Genomic DNA, 2151 nt, shown 5'->3' with positions numbered 1-2151 from the left:
GAGCAATACCAACATGGTTCGCACCGTCGTCGATACCGCAACGGATTTCGTCGGTATTTGGAATATCCACCACCTTATTCAGTTGGATAACCATAGGGAACCTCGACACCAGCTTTGCCTTATGCTGGCGAACCTGTCGCCAAGCATTTTGCTCGATTGTGGGGTCGAGCTGTTCCCCTTCAGCGTCCAAAACGAACGCATATTTCTTAATATTAGGCATCTCTGCCACCTTCCATTTTTGGAGAATTTTCCTTCGTGCCCAAGTCATCGGAAGTTCATGTGTTTCCCTGTTGTCACCGCAAGGCATTAGCGGTGTTTCTTGGTTGGCACTCCCAGAGCAGCAGGCTGAAAGTACACCCGCAGGTGGTTTTTTAACTTTTCCCGATAACGTAGTTCATCCCGCAAACAGTTTTCACTGAACACGGTCACTTGGGCTAGAGACGGCTCGTTAAGCATGTACCCATAAGAATATTTGCCCACTTATGAGCACATTTGTCGATGTTATCGTCTACTTAACAGTTCGTCCTCAGTTTCCTTTTTTCTTATAATCCCGTCCGATGTTGACAACAGCCTGGTTGGAACTGCCGCCATCACGAATCACACAGGCAAACGGCATGCCGTAGAACACATCCGTATTGCGCGTCGAAGTCGTGATCGTCGTGATCGGGTTGGCATTCGTCTTGCCCGTCTCAACTCCGGAGATGATGAAGCCCTTGCGCTGCAGCACCGCAGCCACCTCAGCACCCGCTCCGTCAATGCCGCTTGAGTTGATGACCATGACCGAGATCTCCTCAGGTTTCATCGGCTTATCCTCTTCATCCTTGGCATCCTGCCCGGTGAGCTTCGTGCTGCCGTTCGTCTTATGCGCGAGCATCTTGAGGTCCTTCGGCAGATCGGCATCGTACTTATCCTCTGCCGCCTGTGCCTCTTCTTCCGCTTGTGTCGTCAGCGTCAGATCAAGCGCAGATGCCATGAGTTCCCGTACATCGGTGATATCGGGGATCCAGTAGCTGATGTCTTTGTGATAGGCCGGCTGTCCCGGCACCATCTGCGCCTCAAGGCCATTGGCCTGATACGTCTTCATCTGCTTGGCAAAACTCAAAAGATCCGTTACCGACATATCCGTCTTGACAGCCGAGCTGACTTCCTTGACGATATCCGGCAGCCGCGGCAGGATTTCCGGAGAAAGTACCTGGGCCATCACGGCTTTCATGAATTTCTGCTGACGCCCAATGCGGCCGATATCGCCTTCACCATCACGGTAGCGGACGTATTGGATGGCTTTCTTGCCATCCATATGCTGTTCACCCGGATAGAGATCGATGACGAGGCCGCCGTTGTCATCCCAGGGATCTTCATAATGCATCCGCTTTTCCACATCGATGTCGACACCGCCGATCGCATCGATGATGCGCTCAAACGATTTCGTATCGATGATGATGTAGTGGTCCATCGGCACGCCGAGAAGGTGCTCAACAGACTTCTGTGTCAGCTTATGACCACCGTACGCATAGGCATGATTGACCTTATCGTAGCCATGCCCCTCAATTGCCACGCGTGTATCACGCGGAATGGAGAGCAGAGCCGCCTTTTCCGCCGTCTGGTCGATGGATGCGACCATCAGCGTGTCGCTTCGGCCCACATCATCCTTGCGGCTGTCCACGCCCATGATCATGACATGGACAATCTGATGGTCGGTATCCCCGATTTCATGGGAAGATGGGTTCCCTTTTATGGCAGCGTAACAGCCGAACGCAACGGCGATGATGACAACCAGGATCAGAGCTAGCCATTTCACCCGCCGGAAACTGCGTTTCCTTTTACGCGTTTTACGCATTCCCTCGCGCTCCTTACGACCTAAAACAATTCAAAACTAAACTATACACATTATATAAGTATAGCAAACATCGGACCCGCATGCAATGAAATCTAAGACCGCACACCTCGATATCCGGGCACGAAAAAAGCCCCGCCAAAGCGGGGCTCTTGATAAACCAGCAACTCCCTATCCTCCCAGCCCGTCTCCAGGCAAGTACTTTCGGCGTGCATGTGCTTAACTACTGTGTTCGGTATGGGAACAGGTGGAACCACATGGCCAGCGTCACTGGATAAACCGGCAATTTCCTATCCTCCCAGTCCGTCTCCAGACAA

Annotated in this window: 2 protein-coding genes and 1 rRNA gene; all 3 read right to left on the bottom strand. The window is 52.2% G+C overall.

Annotated elements, in window-relative coordinates; translation table 11 throughout:
- The coding region (locus DWX75_RS11875; protein ID WP_199497616.1) for an RRXRR domain-containing protein at positions 1-220 on the bottom strand (220 nt) is incomplete at its 3' end.
- Between the two features lie 306 nt (positions 221-526).
- The gene (locus DWX75_RS11870; RefSeq protein WP_118016516.1) at positions 527-1837 is read right to left on the bottom strand and encodes an LCP family protein; all 1311 of its coding nucleotides are present in this window, start codon (positions 1835-1837) and stop codon (positions 527-529) included.
- Between the two features lie 155 nt (positions 1838-1992).
- Positions 1993-2109: ribosomal RNA gene (gene rrf, locus DWX75_RS11865) — 5S ribosomal RNA — on the bottom strand.
- Between the last annotated feature and the right edge of the window lie 42 nt (positions 2110-2151).

It is taken from the genome of Mitsuokella sp. AF21-1AC (assembly GCF_003458855.1).
In the GTDB taxonomy this organism is placed as follows: Bacteria; Bacillota; Negativicutes; order Selenomonadales; family Selenomonadaceae; genus Mitsuokella.
This window is presented reverse-complemented; position numbering and strand designations above follow the sequence as displayed.